Origin of the sequence: Streptomyces sp. NPDC087844 (genome assembly GCF_044742785.1) — a bacterium.
Lineage (GTDB): Bacteria > Actinomycetota > Actinomycetes > Streptomycetales > Streptomycetaceae > Streptomyces.
In genome coordinates this window covers 1-23,290 of the sequence record NZ_JBIUVD010000049.1, presented here as the reverse complement: position 1 = coordinate 23,290, position 23,290 = coordinate 1, and the positions used below count along the sequence as shown (strand labels likewise).

Below are 23,290 nucleotides of genomic sequence, written 5' to 3'. Positions count from 1 at the left end.
GTCCGCGCAGACCAGCATCATCCGCGAAGGACCGAACCGGGACTTCTACCTCAAGAAGCGCGGCGAGGGCTGCAAACACGTCCAGGCCGTCATCGTCCTCGCCCGCCGACGAGCGAGCGTTCTGTGGGCGTTGCTGCGTGACGGACGGGTATTCACCTCCGCCTCGCCGGTCACGCAAGCGGCTTGACTTCGTCATTGAGACTCCCTCGAAGGCTTGTGCCTCCTCCCATTGCAATCCCACGAGGCCGGGCGCATCAACGGCGCACAGAGGCTCTCGCACCCCTGCCCGCACCCGATGCGCCCCCTCGTAGCCAGAGCCCGCCCCATGGCCGGAGGCTCCCGCCCCATTGCCGGAGGCTCCCGCCCCATGGCCGGAGGCAGCCGACCCATGGCCGGAGGCTCCCGACCCACGGCGGAAGGCTCCCGCCACCGCCCGTGGCCGGTTTACGCGCCCTCGACCTGCGGAGCGGCCTGCAGCTCGTCGGCGTGCTCGCCCGTCACCAGGTACACCACACGGTTCGCCACCGACACCGCGTGGTCCGCGAAGCGCTCGTAGTAGCGGCCCAGCAGCGTCACGTCCACCGCGGTCTCGATGCCGTGCTTCCAGCGGTCGTCCAGGAGGTGCTGGAAGAGCGTGCGGTGGAGGAGGTCCATCGCGTCGTCGTCCTGCTCCAGCTGAAGGGCGAGGTCGACGTCCTTGGTGACGATGACCTCGGCCGCCTTCGCCATCAGCCGCTGCGCGAGCTGGCCCATCTCCAGGATCGTGGCGTGCAGGTCCTGCGGAATGGCCCGCTCCGGGAAGCGCAGCCGCGCCAGCTTCGCCACGTGCTGGGCGAGGTCGCCGGAGCGCTCCAGGTCGGCCGACATACGGAGCGAGGTGACGACGATCCGCAGGTCCGTGGCCACGGGCTGCTGCCGGGCCAGCAGGGTTATCGCCCGTGCCTCAAGGTCGTGCTGGAGATCGTCGACCTTCTGGTCGGCCGCGATCACGCTCTCCGCGAGCTTCAGATCGGAGTCGAGGATCGCCGTCGTGGCGCGACCGATGGCCGATCCGACGAGGCGGGCCATCTCGACCAGGCCCTCGCCGATCGAGTCAAGTTCCTCGTGGTACGCGTCCCGCATCTGGATGTCCCTTTCCTACGTCTGCTTCGGAGGTTCACTGGGGCTCGTGAACCCCACGTTCCCACGCTCCGGCCTGAACGCGTCGGTTTACGTCCTCTCAAATGAACCACCACCGACACCCAGGTGAACTCTGGGCGACGTAGCCTCTTCCCGCAGGTGGGAAGGGTGCGCGGCCCGGTCGTACGAAGTGAACCAGCAGGGTATCCAGGGTGAACTCTGGGCGACGAGTGTTCGAGTCCACCCCCGGACGGCTGTGACCGGGGCGTACAGCGTGCCTAACCTGGAGCCATGGACGTGAACGCGGCTGTTGCCGCAGCGGCAGCGATCGCCGGTGTACTCACCGGTGTCATCGCCGTGCTGGCGTTCCGCTGGAGTGAGCGGGAACAGAAACGCCCCACCCGCACCTCTCTGCACACCGACCCGGTCCTGCCACCGGGCGTCGACACGGTTCTGTCCGTGCTCCGCTCCTCCGCCGTCGTACTGGACGAGTCCGACGCCGTGGTCAAGGCCAGCTCGGCCGCGTACGCCCTCGGTCTCGTGCGCGGCGGGAAACTGGCCGTCGAGCCGATGATCCTGATGGCCCGCGACACCCGCAGGGACGGCGAGATACGCCAGGTCGAGCTGGACCTCCCCCGGCGCGGCACCGGCCGGGGCGAGGCACTCGCCGTGTCCGCCCGGGTGGCGCCGCTCGGCTCCCGGCTCGTACTGCTCCTGGTCGAGGACCTCACCGAGGCCCGCCGGATCGAAGCCGTACGACGCGACTTCGTGGCCAACGTCAGCCACGAGCTCAAGACCCCGGTCGGCGCACTCTCCCTCCTCTCCGAGGCCGTCATGGGCGCCTCGGAGGAACCGGAGGCCGTGGAGCGCTTCGCCGGACGCATGCAGATCGAGGCGACCCGCCTCACCAACCTCGTCCAGGAGCTCATCGACCTCTCCCGGGTCCAGAACGACGACCCCCTGGAGGACGCGGAGCCCGTCCGCGTCGACGAACTGGTCGCCGAGGCGATCGACCGCTGCCGCCATCAGGCCGGCGCCAAGCAGATCACCATGGCCGCCGGCGGCACCGCCGACCTGCGCCTGTGGGGCAACCGCGGCCAGCTGGCGGCGGCGCTCGGCAACCTCGTGGAGAACGCCGTCAACTACTCGCCCGCCCGCACCCGGGTCGGCATAGCCGCGCGCAGGGTGACTGCGCCCGGCGGAGACCTCATCGAGATAGCCGTGACCGACCAGGGCATCGGCATCTCCGAAAAGGACAAGGAGCGCGTCTTCGAGCGCTTCTACCGCGTCGACCCGGCCCGTTCCCGCGCAACCGGCGGTACGGGACTCGGGCTCGCGATCGTCAAGCACGTGGCAGCCTCGCACAGCGGGGAGGTCACGGTGTGGAGCTCCGAGGGTCAGGGCTCCACCTTCACCCTGCGGCTGCCGGAGGCGGGCGCCGCCCGCGACCGCGCGAGCGGCGACCAGACGCCCGGCCTCGACGAAGACGACGAGACCGGTCAGACCGACGGGACGACCACCGTCTCATCCCCGTACGAACCCTTTTCTGCCCCGGAGGTCCATCCGTGACCCGAGTGCTCGTCGTCGAGGACGAGGAGTCCTTCAGCGACGCTCTGTCCTACATGCTTCGCAAAGAGGGTTTCGAGGTCGCCATCGCGACCACCGGGCCCGACGGACTTGACGAGTTCGAGCGCAATGGCGCCGACCTCGTCCTCCTCGACCTGATGCTGCCCGGCCTGCCGGGCACCGAGGTGTGCCGTCAGCTGCGCAGCCGTTCGAACGTTCCTGTGATCATGGTCACCGCCAAGGACAGTGAGATCGACAAGGTCGTGGGGCTCGAAATAGGAGCCGACGACTATGTGACCAAGCCCTTCTCGTCGCGTGAGCTGGTCGCCCGCATCCGGGCCGTCCTGCGCCGCCGCGGCGAGCCGGAGGAGGTCAGTCCGGCCGCCCTGGAGGCGGGCCCGGTGCGGATGGACGTCGACCGCCACGTGGTCACCGTCTCCGGCTCCAAGGTCGACCTCCCGCTCAAGGAGTTCGACCTCCTGGAGATGCTGCTGCGCAACGCGGGCCGCGTCCTGACGCGTATGCAGCTCATCGACCGGGTGTGGGGCGCCGACTACGTCGGTGACACCAAGACGCTGGACGTCCACGTGAAGCGCCTGCGGGCGAAGATCGAGCCGGACCCCGGCGCGCCCCGCTACCTGGTGACGGTCCGCGGCCTCGGCTACAAGTTCGAGCCGTAAACCGCACACGACGACAGTACGTACGGCGAAGGGCGGGACCCCCGGAAGAGGGGTCCCGCCCTTCGCCACGCGTACGTACGGGATACGTACGCGATACGTACGGGATACGTACGGGATACGTACGGGACCTGCCCGTACGGGAGAACGGTGGCTGTACGCCGTTCAGTGGCCCGCGGCCGACTCCGCGGCGTCGGCGCTGGCCGAGGCGGCGTCGGTGGCCTGCGTGCCCGCCTCGCCCGTCTCCTCGGTCTCACCCGACGCGGACGCGGACCCGGAGGGCGACGGCGACCCGGTGGCCGCACCGGACTCCGACTCCGCGGCGGACGGCTCGGTGCTCGGCGCCGCAGCGCTCGGGCCCCACTCGGAGTAGTAGCCGTGGCCGGGCACGACGAACGCCTCCAGCTTCACGTCGCCGGTCCTGCTGAAGGTGAAGGTGACCGGCTGCGCGTCGCCGTCCGCGAACGCCTCGCGGCTGCTCTCCAGTGCGGCGGAGGCATTGCCCTTGCCGCCGAGGATCAGCGAGCCGCCGGCCGGGACGGTCAGCTTGCCCGAGCCCTTGGCGGGCTTGAGCTCCGCGGCCTGACCGATGCCTTCGACCTTGACGGACTCCAGGGTCTGGGGGGTGTCGCCGCTGTTGAACACGGTCGCGGAGACCGCGGCGGGGCCCGTCGACTCCAGCTCGGCCTGGGTGATGACGACGGCGTTCTGGATCTTGATCTGGCCGACGGTGACGGCGGCGTTGTCCGGCTTGACCTCCAGCGTCTGGGCCTTGTTGCCGGCACCGCACGCGGCGAGCGAGGCGATCGAGAACGCGATGGCGGCGGCGGCGAGGCTGCCGCGTCGAAGGCTGCTGCTCACGGCGGCGGCAACTCCTAGAACGTGGGCGGAACAGGGCAACTCATTTGTGAAGCCGCCCTAAGGGTCGGTCAGCGGGCTCAGGTTACCGAGCCGTGCCCGCGCCGCCGCACCCGACCCGCCCCTACGGCTCCCCGACCGCGACCGCACGCCGCTTCTCCATCCCCCCGACTCTCCCGTCACCCGGTGTACTTGCATGCCGCATGGACTCATCTGCCACGCACTCGTGCGTCTTTCAGATAAGAACCCTCGGTAAGTGACCGACAAGCCACAGACAAGCCACCCGACAAGCCACCCGACAAGCCACAGACAAGCCACCGACAAGCCTCCGGCACGCTCCCGCGCATTTCCAGCAAGGAATGCGTGGCGCTCCTGAAAATTGATCTTCGGTTGATCTTCGGTTGATCTTCTGGCGATCTCCGGGCCGATCTCCGGCCGATCCGACGCCGATCTCCGACCCGCGTGATCAATTCCGGATTGGTCTCGTACGTGACTCCGTTCACCGAACGGAGTAGCGCAGGACGGGCTCCCGGAACCCGACAAATCTGGACGATCGGGCACGTGGGCGGGGATCGGGGGTGTTGTAACGTGCGCGTTTCTCCTCGCGGGGAGAGCCGCTCCGACCTGCGAATACCGTCGTCCGCGACCCCTCCGCAGCACGTTCATGTTGGGATTGTCAAGCCCCGAGATATGCCCTGACCTGCGAAAACGCCATTCAGAACACGCGGTTTCCGTGTTACCCTGGATAGCCACGGAAGGGGTACCTGTCACATGACGTTCAAGGTTGGCGACACCGTGGTCTATCCCCATCACGGGGCCGCGCTGATCGAGGCTATCGAAACTCGCCAGATCAAAGGCGTGGACAAGACCTACTTGGTGCTGAAGGTCGCCCAGGGCGACCTGACAGTGCGTGTGCCAGCGGACAATGCGGAGTTCGTCGGCGTACGTGATGTGGTCGGTCAGGAGGGGTTGGACCGGGTCTTCGAGGTACTGCGCGCGCCGTACGCCGAGGAGCCCACCAACTGGTCCCGTCGTTACAAGGCAAATCTCGAGAAGCTCGCCTCCGGCGATGTCATCAAGGTGGCGGAGGTAGTCCGTGACCTGTGGCGTCGTGAGCGCGAGCGTGGACTCTCCGCCGGCGAGAAGCGCATGCTCGCCAAGGCCCGCCAGATCCTGGTGAGCGAGCTCGCCCTCGCGGAGAACACGAACGAGGACAAGGCCGAGGCCCTGCTCGACGAGGTCCTCGCGTCCTGACGCCCGTCACGCTCTGGCTCTGATCGCTTTCTGACCAGAGGCGACCAGAGGTGAAACGAGCGGTTCGGCGCAATGCAATGCCGTGGTGCCCGATGACGTATTCACTGTCGCCGGGCGCTGCGGCATGTCCATACCCGGGCCTGTTTCCACCCGGGGCAGGTCCATACCGGGAAACCGTGCGCACACGTCGTGCACACCATGCACTCGGACGGCCCTCGGCAATTCAGGGATCCGATACTCGTAGTGCCGGGCCCGGACAGCTGGCTCGACCATCTTCACGGAAGGGTCCGGTCAAAGCGTCGCGCCCGGCACTCCCCAGCCCGTCGGCCGGGGTACGCCCAGGCCATACCCACGTCGGCCGAGCATACAAACCTGACAGGAACCGATGTCTGACGATTCGCGCCCCACGCCTCCCGGGGCCCGTACGGCGGCCGTGATTCCGGCCGCAGGCCGAGGTGTACGCCTCGGTCCGGGCGCTCCCAAAGCGCTTCGCGCGCTGAACGGCACGCCCATGCTGATCCACGCGGTCCGGGCCATGGCCGCGTCGCGTGCCGTCTCCCTCGTCGTCGTCGTGGCGCCGCCCGACGGGGCCGCGGAGGTCAAGACGCTGCTCGACTCGCACGCACTGCCCGAGCGGACCGAGTTCCACGTCGTGCCCGGGGGCGACAGCCGCCAGGAGTCCGTGCGGCTCGGGCTCGAAGCGCTGCCCCCCGGCATCGACATCGTGCTCGTGCACGACGCGGCCCGTCCGCTCGTACCCGTCGACACGGTCGACGGCGTCATCGAGGCGGTACGCGACGGGGCTCCCGCCGTCGTACCCGCGCTGCCGCTCACGGACACCGTCAAGCAGGTCGAGCCCGCGGCGACGGCCGGGGAGCCCGAGCCCGTGGTCGCCACCCCGGACCGGGCGAGGCTGCGTGCCGTCCAGACGCCGCAGGGCTTCGACCGCGACACCCTCGTACGGGCCCACGAGACGGTCACGGACGACGTCACCGACGACGCGAGCATGGTCGAGCGGCTCGGACTGCGGGTCGTGGTCGTGCCCGGCCACGAGGAGGCGTTCAAGGTGACGCGTCCGCTGGATCTGATCCTCGCGGAGGCGGTTCTGACGCGGCGGAGGCTGAACGATGGCTTCTGAGGCATCTCCGGTCCAGCCGGCGTCGCCGGACCCCGTGCTGCCCCTGTTGCCGCAGGTCGGCATCGGTACCGACATCCACGCCTTCGAGGAGGGCCGTGAGCTGTGGTGCGCCGGCCTGCTGTGGGAGGGCGAGGGGCCCGGTCTCGCGGGCCACTCCGACGCGGACGTCGTCGCCCACGCCGCGTGCAACGCGCTGTTCTCCGCGGCGGGCCTCGGCGATCTGGGCCAACACTTCGGTACGGGGCGGCCCGAGTGGTCCGGGGCGTCCGGCGTGACGCTACTGACGGAGGCGGCGCGGATCGTGCGGGCGGCGGGGTTCACCATCGGCAATGTGGCGGTGCAGGTGGTCGGGCCCCGGCCGAAGATCGGGAAGCGGCGGGACGAGGCGCAGGGGGTGCTCTCCGCGGCGGTGGGGGCGCCGGTGTCCGTGTCCGGGGCCACGACGGACGGGCTCGGGTTCGCCGGGCGCGACGAAGGTCTCATGGCGGTCGCCACGGCGCTGGTGGCACGGGTGGGTTGACGGGGACTTCGCCCCCTGGCCCCCTCTGTCCTCAAACGCCGGACGGGCTGAAAATCAGCCCGTCCGGCGTTTGAGGACCTGGGGTTCGGGGGCGAAGCCCCCAAGACGTCACCGGCGCGGTACGGATGTCACGAATACGTGTCCCATGCGGGACAAGGGTCGCGGGGCACTGCCCCCCGCCCACTACCCTGGTGGGGTGACTATTCGCCTGTACGACACCAGCGCCCGGCAGATTCGCGACTTCACCCCGATCACGCCGGGTTGTGTCTCGATCTACCTCTGTGGCGCCACGGTGCAGGCGGCCCCGCACATCGGGCACATCCGGTCCGGGCTCAACTTCGACATCATGCGCCGCTGGTTCGAGTACCGCGGTTACGACGTCACGTTCATCCGCAACGTGACGGACATCGACGACAAGATCATCAGGAAGTCCGCGGAGCAGGACAGGCCCTGGTGGGCGATCGGTTACGAGAACGAGCGCGCCTTCAACGACGGCTACACGGCACTCGGCTGCCTCCCGCCCACGTACGAGCCGCGCGCCACCGGCCACATCACCGAGATGGTCGAGATGATGCGCACGCTCATCGAGCGCGGCCACGCGTACGAGGCCGACGGCAACGTCTACTTCGACGTACGGTCCCTGCCCGGCTACCTCTCCCTCTCCAACCAGGACCTCGACGAGCTGCGCCAGCCCGCCGAGGACGGCGAGACCGGCAAGCGGGACCCGCGTGACTTCGCCATGTGGAAGGCGGTCAAGCCCGGCGAGCCGTCCTGGGAGACGCCCTGGGGACGGGGCAGGCCCGGCTGGCACCTGGAGTGCAGCGCGATGGCCCACAAGTACCTGGGCTCCGCCTTCGACATCCACGGCGGCGGCATCGACCTGATCTTCCCGCACCACGAGAACGAGATCGCCCAGGCCGTCGGCTTCGGCGACGAGTTCGCGCACTACTGGGTGCACAACTCATGGGTGACCATGAGCGGCGAGAAGATGTCGAAGTCGCTCGGCAACAGCGTGCTCGTCAGCGAGATGGTCAAGGCGTGGCGGCCCATCGTGCTCCGTTACTACCTGGGCACCCCGCACTACCGCTCCACCATCGAGTACAGCGAAGAGGCACTGCGCGAGGCCGAGTCCGCGTTCGCGCGGATCGAGGGCTTCGTGCAGCGCGTGGTGGAGAAGGCCGGGGGAGCGGTCGAGCCCGCCGCCGAGGTGCCGCCGGCGTTCGCCGAGGCGATGGACGACGACCTGGGTGTGCCGGGGGCCCTCGCCATCGTGCACACCACGGTCCGGCAGGGGAACTCCGCGCTGGCCGCCGACGACAAGGAGGCGGCCGTCGCCCGGCTCGCCGAGGTCAGGGCCATGCTCGCCGTCCTCGGCCTCGACCCGCTCGACCCGCACTGGGCGGGCGAGAGCGACCGCGGCGAGGACCTCCACGGAGTCGTCGACACGCTCGTACGGCTGGTGCTGCAGCAGCGCGAGTCCGCCCGCGTCCGCAAGGACTGGGCCACCGCCGACGCCATCCGCGACCAGCTCAACCAGTCCGGACTCGTCATCGAGGACGGCCCCCAGGGCCCGCGCTGGACCCTCGGCCCGCGCTGACCATTTCTTGATCGATTGTGCCGTCCGGGTGTCCGGGCGGCACACTTCATGTACGTACGTCATTTCGCAGGCGTGTTCCTGACACGCACAGCGGAGATGTACGCCCGTACGTCCGCCCGTAGATCACACCCGTACACCCGTACGCGTTCACACAGACAGGTAGGTCATGGCCGCTAACAACCGCCGCATGTCCGGCAAGAAGGGCGCGCAGGTCGGCAGTGGCGGCCAGCGACGCCGGGGCCTCGAAGGCAAGGGCCCCACCCCGCCCGCCGAGGCGCGCAAGGGACACAAGAAGAACCGCATCGCCGGCGCCAAGGCCAAGCAGATCGTGCGCAAGCCCTCACCGCGCGGCGGCCGGGGCGGCAAGGGCACGTCCGAGATGGTCGTCGGCCGCAACTCCGTCGTCGAGGCGCTGCGCGAGGGCGTGCCCGCGACGATGCTGTACGTCCAGCAGTTCATCGACAACGACGAGCGGGTGCGCGAAGCGCTGCAGCTCGCCGCGGACCGTGGCGGCATCCACCTCATGGAGGCCCCGCGTCCCGAGCTGGACCGCATGACCAACGGGCTCAACCACCAGGGGCTCGTCCTCCAGGTCCCGCCGTACGAGTACGCGCACCCCCAGGACCTCGCGGCCGCCGCCTACGACGCGGGCGTGGACCCCCTGATCGTCGCCCTCGACGGGGTGACGGACCCGCGCAACCTCGGTGCCGTCGTCCGGTCCGTCTCCGCTTTCGGCGGCCACGGCGTGGTCGTGCCCGAGCGGCGTGCGGCCGGCATGACCGCCGGTGCGTGGAAGTCGTCCGCCGGCGCCGCGGCCCGTACGCCCGTCGCCCGCGCGTCCAATCTGACGCGGGCCCTGGAGGCCTACAAGAAGGCCGGCCTCGTCGTGGTCGGTCTCGCGGCGGACGGAGAGGCCGAGGTCGGTGACCTGGAGGCCCTCGGCGGGCCCGTCGTCATCGTCGTCGGCAGCGAGGGGAAGGGGCTGTCCCGACTGGTGGGGGAGACCTGTGACTTCCGCGTACGGATCCCCATGCCGGGCGGTACGGAGTCGCTGAACGCGGGTGTGGCTGCGGGAGTTGTGCTGTACGAGGCTGCGCGCCGTCGGGCCTGAGTCGGGAGCGGCTGCCGCCGGGCAGTCGTTTGTGCGCGGGTGCGCGGGGGCTGGTCGCGCCCCTTACGGGGCGCGGGTTCGTGTCCCCCGGGCAGGGACCCGGGGCGGCCCGTTGATCTTGACGGGGTCCGGACAGATCCGGGCGGTCAAAGCAGTGTCCTAAACACACGTCACTCGGTTAGATGAGTGTGGACACCAGAACACCCCGCACACCCACGGGGGACCGCTCGTCGGGACTCGACGACGTTCCCGCGCTGAGCATGGTGAAGGTGCCGAGCGATCCGGCGCAGGTCATCGTCAATCATGCGAGCTTCCGCGTGCAGCTGAACACCGCGCCGCGGGCCCGTTCCCCGCGTGCCGCGCGGAACGTGAGCTCGGGCGGCGAGACCGCGCGCATCCCCGTCGTCGGAACCGCCGAAGGCACCCGCCGCCGTGCGCCCGTCGTCTGGAGCGGTAAGTCCGCCCCCGACGACACGGGCGCCACCCGGCTGTTGCAGGCCGCGCGGAGCACGAGCCTTCGGCACGGCGCCGAGGAATTGGCGGGCGGGGGCGGAGGGCCCACCGGGTTCGACATCGACGCCACCGTCGAGACCCCGACCGTCCGCGGCCCCGAGACCCGCATCCTGCCGCAACAGCTGCGCAGCGCGGGCAGCGCCTACGAGGAACTCGACGAACCCCCGTACGCGGACGGTGACTTCGAGGACGACTCCTACGAGGACGACGACTACCGGGACGAGGACGACGGGGGTCTCAAGCGGCACGGAGCCGCCCCCGTCCGGCACGGAGCCGCCCCCGTCCGGCACGGAGCCGCCCCCGTCCGGCACGGCTACTACCCCGGCCGCCGGATGAACCTCGGCGTCGTCCTGCTCCCGATGCGCGTCTTCCTCGGCTTCATCTCCATCTACGCCGGCATGGGCAAGCTCTGCGACCCCGTCTACTTCGACGGCGGCAAGCGCGGGTCCATGGTCAAGTGGCTCAACTCGCTGCACCCCTGGGAACTCGCCGAGCCCCTGCGCGAGTTCGCGCTGCAGCACCCCGTCGGCGCCGGGCTCCTCATCGCCTTCTTCCAGGTGATCGTCGGCGTCCTCACCGTCCTGGGCCTGTGGCAGCGGGTCGCGGCGGTCGTCGGCGCGTCGCTGTCCGCGGCGCTGCTGCTCACCGTGAGCTGGAAGTCCGTTCCCGCCTACGACGCACCCGACATCATCTTCCTGGCCGCCTGGTCGCCGCTGATCATCGCGGGCGCCCCCGTCTACTCCATCGACGGCCGCCTCGCGGGCGAGGCCTGGCGCACACTCGGGCCGCGCACCGAGATCTGGGAGCTGCGGCGGCGCGTACTGCGGCGCGGGGCGCTCGTCGCGGCCATCGTCGTCGGTCTCACGCTGCTCATCGGGTCGATGCTCGGCGGCGCCGTCCGCGACTCCGACCGCGTGGTCGTCCCCGGCCCGGGCGAGGCCCCGCGCAACGAACTGCCCGGCTCCGCGCTCCCGGATGAGCCCGGCGCGCGCCGGGACAAGCAGAGCCCTTCGGCGTCGTCCGGCTCGCCCACCCGGGGCGCGACCTCGGCGAGCCCGTCGGGCGCCGCGACCTCGCCCGGCGCGACGGCCCGCGAGACCGCCGGCGCCACCACGGGCCGGCCCAGCCAGACACAGGGCTCCGACCAGGCCCCGCCGCAGCAGTCCGCGCCCCCGCAGGCGCCCGCCACCACCGCGGGACCGTCCTCCTCGGGCGGCGGCGGCAGCAGCAGCACGGGCGGCGGCGGTACGGGCACCGGTGGCGGCACCGGCTCCGGAGGCGGCACGGGCGGCGGCTCGGGCGGCTCCGGTGGCTCCGGCGGCAACTCCGGGCTCGTGGGCGGCCTGCTCGGCTGAGGAACCCGTACGACGCCGATGGGGCCCCGCACCGGACCAACAGCATCCGGTCAGGTGCGGGGCCCCATCGGCGTACAGGCCGGTTGGTTGGGCCGGTTGTGGTGGTTGTGGTGGTTCAGAGGCCGCTCAGCGCCCCAGCGCCGCCAGCTCCTTGGCCGCCTCCGTGAGGTCCTTCGCGGTGTCGATGGCACGCCAGTAGGCGCCCTGCGGGATCGGGTAGCCGGCCAGGCGGCGCTCACGGGCCAGTCGCGGGAACGTGGAGCGCTCGTGGTCGCCGAGCGTGGGAAGCAGGTCGGCGAACTCGGGGGAGAACACGTACACACCCGCGTTGATGCCGTACGCGGTCGGCGGGGACTCGATGAAGTCCGTGATGTGACCGAAGTCGTCGGTCTCGACGGCGCCCCACGGGATACGCGGACGGGCCAGCGCGAGGGTCGCCACCGCGTCGCGCTCGGTGTGGAAGTCCGCCATCTCCCGCAGCGAGAAACGGGTCCAGATGTCACCGTTCGTCGCGTACCAGGGGCGGTCGGGGTGGGGCAGGTGCTTGGCGGCGTACTTGAGGCCGCCACCACGGCCCAGGGGCTCCGACTCGACCACGGTGGTCACGGAGACGGGCAGATCGGCCGATTCGAGCCACTCCTGGAGGACCTCGGCGAGATGACCGCAGGAGACGACGACGTCGGTGACGCCCTCCTCGGCGAGCCAGGTCAGCTGATGGCCGATGATCGGGGTCCCGGTGCCGGGGATCTCGACCATCGGCTTGGGACGGTCGTCGGTGTAGGGACGCAGCCTTGAGCCCTGGCCGCCGGCCAGGACGACGGCTTGAACGGGGCGCGACGCTGCGTTCGGATCGGTCATGCCCGAACTTTACGTCGCGCTCCGCGGGATGAGCCGTCGGGGTTTGCGCGGGGTGCGCGGAGCCTGGATCTACGGGTCGGTGGTGGCCGGCCGCGCCGTTCCCCGCGCCCCTTACGGGACCCGGGCTCAGGCGTGCTGGGCTGCCACGCCCGTGGCGAAGGATGTGTCGCAGACCGGGCGGGCGAACGACTGGGCACGGGTCGGGCCGTACGCGCGGACCGCCGCGCGGCCCAGGGCGCGGGCGATGGAGGCGCAGTGCCTGCCGAGGGACGGGCGGCCGTTCACGGCCTCCTGGAGATGGGTGAGGGCGACCCCCGGGTCCCTCTCCTGGAGTTCCAGCAGGAGCTTGTCGCGCAGCACGTCCTGCGGGGCGCGGGACGGGGCGCGCCGGGAGACGTTCTCCGCGGAGGCGGCGAGAGCCGACGTCGAGGATTCGTTCCCCGACCAGTCGACCCGGGTGACCGCGAGCGTGCCGGAGAGCACCAGGACGACGGGCAGAACGAGGGCGAGGGTACGGCCGATCCGGCGGGCCGGACCGCGGCCGTGTCGGGTCGGTCGGCCGGAGGGGCCGTGGCCGTGTCGCGTCGAGTGGTTAGTGGAGTGCTTCACGCGAGTGAGGGTAGCGCGGGGTGATGATTTGGCGACATTTAGTAATCAGTTCGGGGGACGGGGAAGCGACCGTTTCCGTGTTTGATGTTGACGAACAGATGTCGAAATGACCGGTCTGCCGGGGTATTTGTCGACAACGAAGAAGGCCCCGCGGTGGTCTGCGGGGCCTTCTTCGTCAACCTGGGTGAATTCTCCGGGATCCGCCCGACCGGTGGGGGAGTTTGCGCGATCAGTTGGTGAGGCGCTCACCGGTGGAGGTCGAGAACACGTGGGTCTCGCCCGCGCGCGGCACGACGTGCAGCGTGGAACCCTTCTCCGGGACCGCGCGACCGCTGACGCGGACGACCAGGTCCTTGATGTCGTCGCCGACCTTGGCGCTGCCGTAGACGTAACCGTCCGCGCCGAGCTCCTCGACGACGTTCACGGTGACGGCGAGGCCGGCCGGGGCGTCCGCGGTCTCCTTCGACAGGCTCGCCGCGACGGCGCCGCCCTGCTCGACGATGTCGAAGTGCTCGGGACGGACGCCGACGGTGACCGTGCGGTCACCCTTGTCGGAGGCGGTCTTGAGGGCCTCGCGGTCGACGGGCACCACGCTGTTGCCGAACTTCACGCCGCCGTCGGTGATCGGGACCTCGACGAGGTTCATCGCGGGGGAGCCGATGAAGCCGGCGACGAAGAGGTTCTTCGGGCGGTCGTACATGTTGCGCGGCGAGTCGACCTGCTGGAGCAGACCGTCCTTGAGGACCGCCACGCGGTCGCCCATCGTCATGGCCTCGACCTGGTCGTGCGTCACGTACACCGTGGTGATGCCGAGGCGGCGCTGCAGCGACGCGATCTGCGTACGGGTCGAGACACGGAGCTTGGCGTCGAGGTTCGACAGCGGCTCGTCCATGAGGAACACCTGGGGCTCACGCACGATGGCGCGGCCCATGGCGACACGCTGGCGCTGACCGCCGGAGAGGGCCTTCGGCTTGCGGGCCAGGTAGTCGGTGAGGTCGAGGATCTTCGCCGCGTCCTCCACCTTCTGGCGGATCTCGGCCTTGTTGATGCCGGCGATCTTGAGCGCGAAGCCCATGTTGTCCGCGACCGTCATGTGCGGGTACAGCGCGTAGTTCTGGAACACCATGGCGATGTCCCGGTCCTTGGGCGGCAGGTGCGTGACGTCGCGGTCACCGATGTGGATCGAGCCGCCGTTGACGTCCTCAAGACCCGCGAGCATGCGCAGGGAGGTGGACTTTCCGCAGCCGGAGGGACCGACGAGGACGAGGAACTCGCCGTCCGCGACGTCGAGCTCAAGCTGGTCGACGGCGGGCTTGTCGCCACCCGGGTAGATGCGGGTCGCCTTGTTGAACGAGACAGTGGCCATGGTGAGGGGCCCCCTTCACCGGCAGGAACGTGCCGGACGATCCGTTGTAAAGGTGGTGTACCGCTACGGAACGATCCGTAGTGGTGTAGTCCACATGGGCGGACTGGATCGTGACGCTACCTGGGGTTCACCGCCCTGTCAGTAGGCAAGAGGGTGTGAACTTCGACGAAATTTTCGATGATGAGGCAGAGCAGCTGTCTTTTGACCTTGCCGAGGCTTCCTGCTTCACAGCCCGCTGCCGACGTACAACGGGTTACCCCGCCGCCACGCACGGTCTCACGCAGGCTCCACAGGCATTCCGGCCGACGGCCCGTCGGTCCGTACCGCTCACTGGGCTCGTACTGCACACCGGCCCGACTACGCGGCCAGCAGACACTCCTCCAGCTCCGAAGCCTTGATCACAGCCGGAGCCTGCCTGCCCGGAGGCAGCGCGGAGGCCACCAACCAGTACAGACGCATTCCCTCGTCCCGCAGATTCACCGCCGCGTTCACGTCCCGGTCGTGCACCGCGCCGCACTCGGCGCACGTCCACTCCCGGACCGAGACATCCAGCTTCGGGCCCTTCACATGACACGCCGAGCACCGCCGGGTGGAGGGGAAGAAGCGGTCCACGACCACCAGCGTCCGGCCGTACCACTCACATTTGTAACGCAGCTGCCGCAACAGCTCACCCCACCCGGCATCGAGGATCGCCCGACTCAGCGCCGCCTTGCGCCGACGGCCCTTCCCGCGAGCCGGCCGCAACAGGGTCACGATGGACAGGTCCTCCACCACGAGCACTTGGTTCTCGTGCACGAGGCGGGTCGTGAACTGGTCCAGCATGTCCCTGCGTACATCACCGATGAGCGCGTAGAGACGCGCGATCCGCTGCCTGACCTTGCCCCGGTTCTGGGATCCCTTCACCTTCCTGTGCAACTCCCGCTGCAACCGCGCCAACTTCTCCGCGTACCGCTTCAACAACCCCGGATGATCCAGCTTCGTACCGTCATCGAGCGTCACCAAGGACGCCAGCCCCAAGTCCAGCCCGACCGCCTTCGGCTCCCGCGAACCCGGCAGGAAGACAACAGGCAGCGACGACACCCGCTCCTCCACGAGCGCGGACACGAAATACCGACCCGCCCGGTCCCGCGTCACCGACAACCGCACCGGAACCGCCCCCGCGGGAAGCGCCCGGGACCAGCGAACGTCCAACGGCCCGGACTGCTTGGCGAGCGTGATCAGACCCGTCCCCGGCCGCTCAGGATCCTCGACCCATCTGAACCCCGTACGCACATACGTCGCCGCATCCCGCGACCGCTGCTTCCTCCTCCGCTTCGGATACTTCGCCACCCCCTTGAAGAACCGCGTGAATGCCTGATCGAGTTGCCGCAGAGCCTGCTGCAACACCGTCGACGACACCTCCTTCAGCCAGGCCCTCTCCTCCGCCTGCTTCCAACCCGTCAGCGCTCGACACGACTCCGCGAACCCCACCCTCACCCGGTGCTGCTCCCAGGCCCCCGACCGCAGGGCCAGCCCCTCGTTGTAGACCCACCGGCAAGCACCGAACGTCCTGCCCAACTGCTCGGCCTGTGTCTCGGTCGGATAGAAGCGGAACCGGTAGACGCGATGCTGGGCGCCCGTCTCCTTGGCGTGACTCCTGAGCGGGGTCGCCTTGCGGCCCGCGTGCTTGCGGCGCTCTTCGATGCCGAGCTCCTCACGCTTGATGCGCTCGGCCTGGACACCCTTCACCGCCTTCGGCTTCTCCGCCGCCTCCTCCACGAGCCCCCCTCGCGATCCGATCTTCGGAACAGCACTTCAGTCCGTTCAACGAACAGGTGCGCGGGTGGTTACGCATGGCTTTCGGGGTCCGCTGCCAGGGCAACTACGTGGATCGGGAGGAGGGGGCTGTGTACAGTGGAGCCGCCTTCGCGTACGGCGTTGTTGTGCGCGGTGCCCCCTTAGCTCAGCTGGCCAGAGCGCCGCACTTGTAATGCGTAGGTCATCGGTTCGAATCCGATAGGGGGCTCCGGATGTAGTGCCGTCAGGCCCAGGTCACTTCGTGGCCTGGGCCTTTTGGGTGGGGATGCCTGCCGCCTGGGCGATGACCCGGGCCGTGCGCAGGCCCTCTCGGTGGGCGGAGCCCGAGTGGGCGGGGCGGCAGCGGCCCCATTCCTGGGAGTACTCGGCCATGACCGCGCCCGGGTGGTCCGTGGTGAGTTCCGTGAGCGGGGCTTCGCGGCCGGAGGCGGCCAGTACCCGCTGGAACTCGCCCGCGTTGGCGAAGTCGCACACCGTGTCCTCCGTGCCGTGCACCAGGTGGATGGGCAGCGGCGGGGCGGCGGCGCAGACGGCCATGGGGGAGGGCAGGCCGAGCAGTGGTTCGGGCTGGTTGTAGCGGGCGGAGATGCCGACCACGGCGGCCGGGCGCCAGCCCTCCGGCGGGTCGGGGCGCAGGGCCGTGGCCATCGCGGCGCGTCCGCCCAGGGACCAGCCGACGAGGACGACCTGTGCCGGGTCCCGTACGAAGTCCCAGGTGTAGCGGAGGGAGGCGGCGAGCTGGGGGCGGCCGCCGTCGGGGGCGTCCGGGTGCCAGTCGGGGACTATCACGGTGGCCCCGAGGCGGGCGACCTCCGCGGCCAGGGCGCCGAGGACGTCCCGTTCGGCGGGGCCGCGGCCGTGCCAGAGCAGGACGGTCGGGGCGTCCGGGGCGGCGGCGCGATGGATGTCGAGGAGCTGGCCGTCGGACGAGTAGCGGACGGTGTCCATGACTGCGGTGCTCATGGGGTTCCCCTGTCTCTCAGCGGCCCGCGACCCGGTCGGCGATACGCGCGATCCGGGACGACTGTGCGGCATGGGTGGTGACTTCGCGGCGGTCGGCGGCTCGATACGTCGCGTACATGCCGTGTACCCCGAGCCAGCGGAAAGGTTCGGGTTCCCACTTGCGGACCTTGTGTTCGACCCAGGGGAGAGCGGTGAGATCCGTTTCGCCCGACTGGCCGGAGTCCCGCTGGATCAGGTCCCGGAGGGTGCGGGCGGCGAGATTGGCCGTGGCCACCCCGGAGCCCACGTAGCCGCCTGCCCAGCCGAGGCCGGTGGCGCGGTCGAGGGTGACCGACGCGCACCAGTCGCGCGGTACGCCGAGCACGCCCGACCAGGCGTGGGCCACGGTGATGCCGGACAGTTGGGGGAAGAGGCGGAGGAGGAGTTCTCGCAGCGCGTCGACCGTCGACGGCTGTGTACGGCCGTCGTTGTCCGTGCGGGAGCCGTAGCGGTACGGGACTCCGCGTCCGCCGAGTGCGATGCGGCCGTCGGCGGTGCGCTGGGCGTACATGTAGGCGTGGGCCATGTCGCCCAGGGTCTCGCGGCCCTCCCAGCCGACCGATTGCCATTGGGCGGGGGTCAGGGGCTCGGTGGCGATCATTGAGGAGTTCATGGGGAGCCAGGTGCGTCTGTGGCCCTTGAGGGAGGCGGTGAAGCCCTCCGTGCAGCGCAGGATGTAGGGGGCGCGGACGGTTCCGTACGGGGTGACGGCGTGCTTCGGTCTGATCTCCGTGACGGGGGTCGACTCGTGGATCGTGACGCCGAGCGCCTCGACGGCCGTCGCGAGGCCCTTGAGCAGTTTGACCGGGTGCAGGCGGGCGCCGTGCGGGGTCCAGGTGGAGCCCACCGCGTCCGCGACCCGGACACGGTCGGCGGTCTCGCGGGCCCCGTACAGCTCGCGGTCCTTCTCGCCGTACGAGAGTTCCGTGTCGTGGAAGGTTCTGAGGCGGGCCAGCTGGGCGGGCGTGTACGCGACTTCGAGTACGCCTCCCTGGTGGATGTCCGCGTCGATGTTCTCTTCCGCGGCGACCCTGACGACCTCGGTGACCGTGGCGTTCATGGCCTCCTGGAGGCGTACGGCGGACTCGTGGCCGTGCAGGCGCGCGTACCGGTCGCGGCCCGCGATGCCGTTGTAGAGCCAGCCGCCGTTGCGGCCGGAGGCGCCGTAACCGCAGAACCTCTGCTCCAGGACGGTGATCCGCAGGAAGGGCGCGGCCTTCTTCAGGTAGTACGCGGTCCACAGCCCGGTGTAGCCGCCACCGACGATCACCACGTCGGCGCTCGCGTCACCCGGGAGGGGCTCGCGGGGGGCGGGGAGGCCCTGCTCGGCGTACCAGAACGATATGCCGCCGTTCACGGTGGTGCGGGGCGCGCCCGGTGCCTGCGGCGGCTGCTGCTTGGGCGGCTGCGGCAGGGGTGGTGTCCGGGGCTTGGGGGGCGCGTAAGGCGCGGGGGGCGTGCGGTCCGTGCCGGATGCGCTGGCCGGGCCGGCCGTGCTGGACGCGCTGTCCGGGTCGGACGCGCTGTCCGCGTTCTCCGTGCTGCTCATGCGCGGTGACGTTAGCTTCTCCGGGTGGTGGGTGTCTCCTTCGGATTTCGTGGTTCTGGAGAGGGTGGGGGCGGTGAAGGTGGGATACGGGCGGCTGCGGGCGCGCGGCGGGCGGTTTCTGGAGCGGTGGGGGCTGCGGCAGGAGGGCGCGCCGATGAGCGGGCAGGTCTCGGTGGTGCTGCCGGTGGTGCGCGGCGACGGGACGCGGGCCGTGCTGAAGCTGCAGGACCCCGACGAGGAGACGGCCGGCGAGGGCCTGGCGCTGCGGACCTGGGGCGGTGACGGGGTCGTACGGCTGCTGGAGGAGGACGTGGAGAGCGGCACGCTGTTGCTGGAACGGCTCGACGAGGACCGGCCGCTGGCCGATGTGCCGGATGTGATGAAGGCGACGTCGATCCTGGCCGGGCTGCTGGCGCGGATCACGGCCGTGCCGGCGCCGGCGGGACTGCGGCGGCTGGAGTTCGTGGTTGCGGACATGTTCGAGCGACTGCCCGCGGTGCTGGAGTCCCTCGCCGCGGAGGACGACCGGCGGCTGCTGGCGGACTGCGCGGCGGCCGTGCGCGAGGTCGCGGGTGAACCGGGGGACCGGCTGCTGCACTGGGATCTGCACTTCGGGAACATCCTCGCGGCCGACCGTGAACCCTGGCTCGTCATCGACCCGAAGCCGCTCGCCGGGGACCCCTGCTTCGAGCTGCTGCCCGCGCTCTGGAACCGGTGCGAGGAGGGGGCGTTGGAGCGCCGGTTCGACCTGCTGACGGAGGTGCTGGGGGTGGACCGGGGGCGGGCGCGGGCCTGGACGTTGGGGCGGGTGCTGCAGAACTCGCTGTGGCAGGTCGAGGAGGGCGAGGGGCTGGACGGGGAGCAGGTCGGCATCGCGCGGCTGTTGTTGGGGCGTTGAGCCCTGTGGGCGGTCGCTGAGGTCAGGGCTCACTTTTCGGATCACCTTGCCGAGGTGTTGGCTCAAGGATCACCTTGCCGAGGTCTTGGCTCAGGGATCATCTTGGTGAGGTCTTGGCTCAAGGATCATCTTGGTGAAGTCAAGGCTCAAGGATCACCTTGCCGTGGGTGGCCCTGGTTTCCAGCGCGCGGTGTGCGGTGGCTGCTTCCGCGAGGGGGAAGCGGTGGAGGTCCGGGACCAGCCGGCCCTCGGCTGCCTCGGCGAGGGCGCGTAGTTCCAGGGTGCGGATGGGGTGGGGGCCGCCTGCCTTCCGCAGCATGGCGGGGCCGAGGACCGACTGGGACACGCCTTCAACGAGGTACGGGGTGCCGTCGTGCGGGCCCGCGCCCGACCAACCGAAGACGATGTGCCTGCCGGTGGGGGGTGTGGGGTGCGTGGGGTGCGTGGGGTGCTTTAGGAGTGCGACTGCCTTTTGGGCCGTGTCGCCGCCCACTCCGTCGAAGACGATCGTGGCCGGGCGGGCGCCCAGGAATCGCCGCACCTGGTCCGGCCAGGTGGGGTTCTTGTAGTCGACGGCCAGGTCGGCGCCGTTCTTCTCGACGCGCGCCACCTTGTCCGCGCCGCCCGCCAGGCCGATCACGGTGGCGCCCGCGTGCCGGGCGTACTGCACGAGGAGGGTGCCGATGCCGCCCGCGGCGGCGGGGACGACGACCACGTCGTCGGGGGTCGGGTCGGCGAACTGGAGAATGCCCATCGTCGTACGGCCCGTGCCGATCATGGCGACCGCCTGGGCGAAGTCGAGGTTCCCGGGGATCTCATGGAGGCGGTCGGCGTCGGTGACGGCCAGTTCCGCGTAGCCGCCCGGATTGAGGCCCAGATGGGCGACCACGCGTTTGCCGAGCCACCGGGCGGCGACACCCTCGCCGAGGGACTCGACCGTGCCGGCGACCTCCCGGCCGGGGATCGTGGGGAGGGCGGGCAGTTCCGGGTACGGGCCCTTGACGCCTGCCCGCAGCGCGGTGTCCAGGAGGTGTACGCCGGCGGCGGCGACCTCGATACGGACCTGGCCGGGGGCGGGGTGGGGGGTTTCTGTTCGCTCGTATGCGAGGTTCTCGGGCGGGCCGAAGGTGTGGAGGCGGATGGCGTGCATGGGCATGGGCATGGGCTTAGGCATGGGCTTAGGCATGGGCTCTGGGACGGGCTTCGTGGTGGGCATGGGGTTCCCTGGGGTGTTGTGTGTGGTGGCTGGACCCCAGCTTTCGACCTCAAGCGTGCTTGAGGTCAAGGCCCGTTCTGCTGCGGATCCCGAAGGCCAGGGACACCGCCTCCAGCGCGCTGTTGAACGACACCTCGCAGAGCACGCCGGGAGCGGCCACCTGGTCGCCCGCGAGGTAGACGTCGTCGCCGCGGTCCACGCGCGGTCGGTCGCGCCAGCTCGTGCCGGGGAGGTCGACGGCGCCCGTGCGGCCGTTCGCGAGCGCCTCCCGGCGGTACGTGACCCGGTCGCGCCACGTCGGGAGGGCGAGGTCGAGGAGTTGCTCGGCGCGGGCGATGCCGTCCGCGCGTGACTCGTGCGGGGCGATCGGGAACTGGCCCTGGAGGAGCTGTTCGCCGGGTGGGGCGAGGGTGCGGTCCTGGGCTGTGAAGCGCTCGATCCAGCCGAAGGCGTCGAGGTCGGAGACGGCGAACGCGTCGCCGCGGTGGGTGTGGACCGCGAGGTCGAGCAGGGCCGTGCGGCCGCTCGGCCAGGTAAGGGAGTTGTCCTGTAGGAGGGTGCGGGCCGCGTCGAGGGAGGTGGCGACGATGACCGGGCCGTGGCCGGCGGGGAGGGCGTGCAGGGTGTCGACGCGGGCGAGGGTTTCCACTCGTACGCCGAGGTTCCAGGCGCGGGCCGCCATCCTGTCGATCACGCTCGCCCACCCGCCGCGCGGGTAGTGCGCCTCCGGGGGAAGCTTCGTGGCGCGGCGCAGGCGTTCCTGGACGAAGGCCGCGGAGAGGGTGCCGGGGGCGTGGTGGAAGAGGGCGACCGCGGAGTAGTGGGCCGCGGCCGTCGCGCCCTCCTCGCCCGCGATGTTCGTCGCCCAGGTCGCGAAGTCCTGGTCGACGGGGGCCTGTTGGGGTGTGCGGCGCAGGAGTCTGAGCATGGTGAGGGGTGGGGTGCGGCGTAGGGCGCCCTTGTGGCGGAGGCGGAGGCGGGTGGCTTCCAGGGGTGGGAGGGGGGCCAGTTCGCCGAGGAGGCCGCGCTGTCTCAGCCAGGGCCAGTGGGGGCCGCCCTTGTAGAGGGCGTGCGGGCCCTCGTTGGTCTTGTACCGGCCTTCGGCGGTGCGGGACCGGCCGCCGAGGGTGTGGTGGGCCTCGTACACGGTGACTTTGGCGCCTGCTTCCGCGGCGGTGATGGCGGCGGTGAGGCCGGCGAAGCCGCCGCCGATAATTGTGATGTGTTGCGCCGTGGTGTGGTGTGTTGTGTCGCGGTGCGGTGCGTCGTGGTGCGGTGCGTCGTGCTTCGGTGCATGGAGAGGGTTCTCCTTTTCGTTGGGTGTTCTGCGTTGTCCTTACGACTCGGTGCGGGCTCGGGATGTGACATCCGGGGCTGCTTGGCTGGTGAGGGGGTTGTCAGTGGTGGGGTGCAGGATGGGGGGATGGTGAGCAGAGCGGCTGGGGCTGGTTCGAAGGCGGGGGTCGAGGGGGCTCGGCGGCCTGAGGTGCGGCTGCCGTCGCTGGAGTCTTACGGGGGTGGGGGGCTGGAGCCCGACGGGGACTATGACGGGCTGCTGTTCAGCGAGCTGGATTTTGTGGGGCAGGACGGTGGGGGTGCGCGGTTCATGGACTGCGCGCTGACGGGGTGCGCGGTCGATGAGACGCGGCTGCATCATGCGCGGGTGCTGGATTCCGTGCTCACCGGGCTGCGGGGGGTGGGGACGGACTTCGGGTCGGCGACCTTCCGGGATGTGGAGGTGGTCGATGCTCGGCTGGGCGGGGTGCAGTTGCATGGCGCCGTGCTGGAGCGGGTGGTCTTCCGTGGGGGGAAGATCGACTACCTGAATCTGCGGGAGGCTCGGATCCGGGATGTGGTGTTCGAGGGGTGTGTGCTGGTCGAGCCGGACTTCGGGGGTGCTCGGCTGGAGCGGGTGGAGTTCGTGGACTGTGTGCTGAAGGGGGCGGACTTCAGTGGGGTGTCGTTGACGGACGTGGATCTGCGGCGGGCGGCGGAGGTGGACTTCGCGCGGGGGGTTGGTCGGCTGGCGGGGGCTGTGATCAGTCCGGCGCAGTTGTTGGATCTTGCGGGGGTGTTTGCTGCGGAGGTGGGGGTTCGGGTGGTGGGGGTTGATGTGTGACGTTCGCCGTGGGGCTTTTCGGCGGGCGGGGGCGGGGTCGGGGCGGGGCGGGGGGTGCGGGGGGTGCGGGAGCGGGGGGGGGGGGGGGGGGGGGGGGGGGGGGGGGGGGGGGGGGGGGGGGGGGGGGGGGGGGGGGGGGGGGGGGGGGGGGGGGGGGGGGGGGGGGGG

The 23,290-nt window shown here is 70.5% G+C and carries 20 protein-coding genes, 1 tRNA gene and 1 pseudogene; 12 read left to right on the top strand and 10 right to left on the bottom strand.

Annotated elements, in window-relative coordinates; all coding sequences use genetic code 11:
• A pseudogene (locus ACIOKD_RS41600) lies at window positions 1-187 on the top strand (IS110 family transposase); the annotation flags it as partial.
• A gap of 257 nt (window positions 188-444) precedes the next feature.
• On the opposite strand, the gene phoU reads toward ACIOKD_RS41600, so the two are convergent.
• Complete coding sequence (gene phoU / locus ACIOKD_RS41595) at window positions 445-1,122, bottom strand: phosphate signaling complex protein PhoU (RefSeq protein ID WP_402093662.1); 678 nt, start codon at window positions 1,120-1,122, stop codon at window positions 445-447.
• Between the two features lie 288 nt (window positions 1,123-1,410).
• Between phoU and ACIOKD_RS41590 the strand changes: the two genes are divergently transcribed.
• Both ACIOKD_RS41590 and ACIOKD_RS41585 read left to right on the top strand, forming a co-directional pair.
• Complete coding sequence (locus ACIOKD_RS41590) at window positions 1,411-2,688, top strand: sensor histidine kinase (protein ID WP_402093661.1); 1,278 nt, start codon at window positions 1,411-1,413, stop codon at window positions 2,686-2,688.
• Window positions 2,685-3,365, top strand: a complete 681-nt coding sequence (locus ACIOKD_RS41585; protein ID WP_189771758.1) for a response regulator transcription factor — start codon at window positions 2,685-2,687, stop codon at window positions 3,363-3,365. The genes ACIOKD_RS41590 and ACIOKD_RS41585 overlap by 4 nt, the downstream gene beginning before the upstream one ends.
• A 162-nt stretch (window positions 3,366-3,527) precedes the next feature.
• Here the strand turns inward: ACIOKD_RS41585 and ACIOKD_RS41580 are convergent, their stop codons facing one another.
• A complete protein-coding gene (locus ACIOKD_RS41580; protein ID WP_402093660.1) occupies window positions 3,528-4,223 on the bottom strand; it encodes a DUF461 domain-containing protein in 696 nt (231 codons plus the stop codon).
• A gap of 768 nt (window positions 4,224-4,991) precedes the next feature.
• Here ACIOKD_RS41580 and ACIOKD_RS41575 point away from each other — a divergent pair.
• The 6 genes from ACIOKD_RS41575 (at window position 4,992) to ACIOKD_RS41550 (ending at window position 11,708) form a co-directional block, all read left to right on the top strand.
• Window positions 4,992-5,474 (top strand): CarD family transcriptional regulator, encoded by a 483-nt coding sequence (locus ACIOKD_RS41575; RefSeq protein WP_006380568.1) that lies wholly within the window; start codon window positions 4,992-4,994, stop codon window positions 5,472-5,474.
• Window positions 5,475-5,859: 385 nt separating this feature from the next.
• Window positions 5,860-6,612, top strand: a complete 753-nt coding sequence (gene ispD, locus ACIOKD_RS41570) for a 2-C-methyl-D-erythritol 4-phosphate cytidylyltransferase (RefSeq protein ID WP_402093658.1) — start codon at window positions 5,860-5,862, stop codon at window positions 6,610-6,612.
• Window positions 6,602-7,132 carry a 2-C-methyl-D-erythritol 2,4-cyclodiphosphate synthase gene (gene ispF, locus ACIOKD_RS41565; RefSeq protein ID WP_402093657.1) on the top strand — a complete coding sequence of 177 codons (531 nt, stop codon included), beginning with the start codon at window positions 6,602-6,604 and terminating at the stop codon, window positions 7,130-7,132. The genes ispD and ispF overlap by 11 nt, the downstream gene beginning before the upstream one ends.
• A gap of 196 nt (window positions 7,133-7,328) precedes the next feature.
• Window positions 7,329-8,729, top strand: a complete 1,401-nt coding sequence (gene cysS, locus ACIOKD_RS41560; protein ID WP_402093655.1) for a cysteine--tRNA ligase — start codon at window positions 7,329-7,331, stop codon at window positions 8,727-8,729.
• Between the two features lie 166 nt (window positions 8,730-8,895).
• Window positions 8,896-9,840 (top strand): 23S rRNA (guanosine(2251)-2'-O)-methyltransferase RlmB, encoded by a 945-nt coding sequence (gene rlmB, locus ACIOKD_RS41555; protein WP_402093654.1) that lies wholly within the window; start codon window positions 8,896-8,898, stop codon window positions 9,838-9,840.
• 182 nt (window positions 9,841-10,022) lie between these two features.
• Window positions 10,023-11,708, top strand: coding sequence for a DoxX family membrane protein (locus ACIOKD_RS41550; protein ID WP_402093653.1), 1,686 nt, complete (start codon window positions 10,023-10,025; stop codon window positions 11,706-11,708).
• Between the two features lie 126 nt (window positions 11,709-11,834).
• On the opposite strand, the gene ACIOKD_RS41545 is transcribed toward ACIOKD_RS41550, so the two are convergent.
• The 4 genes from ACIOKD_RS41545 to ACIOKD_RS41530 all read right to left on the bottom strand — a co-directional run bounded on the left by ACIOKD_RS41545 (window position 11,835) and on the right by ACIOKD_RS41530 (window position 16,299).
• Window positions 11,835-12,566 (bottom strand): NDP-sugar synthase, encoded by a 732-nt coding sequence (locus ACIOKD_RS41545; RefSeq protein WP_402093652.1) that lies wholly within the window; start codon window positions 12,564-12,566, stop codon window positions 11,835-11,837.
• Window positions 12,567-12,692: 126 nt separating this feature from the next.
• Window positions 12,693-13,175, bottom strand: coding sequence for a hypothetical protein (locus tag ACIOKD_RS41540; RefSeq protein WP_402093651.1), 483 nt, complete (start codon window positions 13,173-13,175; stop codon window positions 12,693-12,695).
• Window positions 13,176-13,404: 229 nt separating this feature from the next.
• A complete protein-coding gene (locus ACIOKD_RS41535) occupies window positions 13,405-14,541 on the bottom strand; it encodes an ABC transporter ATP-binding protein (RefSeq protein ID WP_402093650.1) in 1,137 nt (378 codons plus the stop codon).
• A gap of 357 nt (window positions 14,542-14,898) precedes the next feature.
• Complete coding sequence (locus ACIOKD_RS41530) at window positions 14,899-16,299, bottom strand: RNA-guided endonuclease InsQ/TnpB family protein (RefSeq protein WP_402093648.1); 1,401 nt, start codon at window positions 16,297-16,299, stop codon at window positions 14,899-14,901.
• A gap of 173 nt (window positions 16,300-16,472) precedes the next feature.
• On the opposite strand from ACIOKD_RS41530, the gene ACIOKD_RS41525 reads away from it, so the two are divergent.
• Window positions 16,473-16,546 (top strand) — tRNA-Thr (locus tag ACIOKD_RS41525).
• Between the two features lie 26 nt (window positions 16,547-16,572).
• On the opposite strand, the gene ACIOKD_RS41520 is transcribed toward ACIOKD_RS41525, so the two are convergent.
• Together ACIOKD_RS41520 and ACIOKD_RS41515 are read right to left on the bottom strand one after the other, a co-directional pair.
• Window positions 16,573-17,301, bottom strand: coding sequence for an alpha/beta hydrolase (locus ACIOKD_RS41520; protein WP_402093647.1), 729 nt, complete (start codon window positions 17,299-17,301; stop codon window positions 16,573-16,575).
• Between the two features lie 16 nt (window positions 17,302-17,317).
• The gene (locus ACIOKD_RS41515) at window positions 17,318-18,889 is read right to left on the bottom strand and encodes an NAD(P)/FAD-dependent oxidoreductase (RefSeq protein WP_402093646.1); all 1,572 of its coding nucleotides are present in this window, start codon (window positions 18,887-18,889) and stop codon (window positions 17,318-17,320) included.
• 55 nt (window positions 18,890-18,944) lie between these two features.
• Here ACIOKD_RS41515 and ACIOKD_RS41510 point away from each other — a divergent pair, with 55 nt between their 5' ends.
• Window positions 18,945-19,787, top strand: coding sequence for an aminoglycoside phosphotransferase family protein (locus tag ACIOKD_RS41510; protein ID WP_402093666.1), 843 nt, complete (start codon window positions 18,945-18,947; stop codon window positions 19,785-19,787).
• Window positions 19,788-19,926: 139 nt separating this feature from the next.
• On the opposite strand, the gene ACIOKD_RS41505 is transcribed toward ACIOKD_RS41510, so the two are convergent.
• Both ACIOKD_RS41505 and ACIOKD_RS41500 read right to left on the bottom strand, forming a co-directional pair.
• Complete coding sequence (locus ACIOKD_RS41505) at window positions 19,927-20,937, bottom strand: zinc-binding dehydrogenase (protein ID WP_402093664.1); 1,011 nt, start codon at window positions 20,935-20,937, stop codon at window positions 19,927-19,929.
• Window positions 20,938-21,052: 115 nt separating this feature from the next.
• Window positions 21,053-22,225 (bottom strand): FAD-dependent oxidoreductase, encoded by a 1,173-nt coding sequence (locus ACIOKD_RS41500; RefSeq protein WP_402093663.1) that lies wholly within the window; start codon window positions 22,223-22,225, stop codon window positions 21,053-21,055.
• Window positions 22,226-22,426: 201 nt separating this feature from the next.
• Here ACIOKD_RS41500 and ACIOKD_RS41495 point away from each other — a divergent pair, with 201 nt between their 5' ends.
• Window positions 22,427-23,122 (top strand): pentapeptide repeat-containing protein, encoded by a 696-nt coding sequence (locus ACIOKD_RS41495; protein ID WP_402093644.1) that lies wholly within the window; start codon window positions 22,427-22,429, stop codon window positions 23,120-23,122.
• Window positions 23,123-23,290 lie beyond the last annotated feature (168 nt).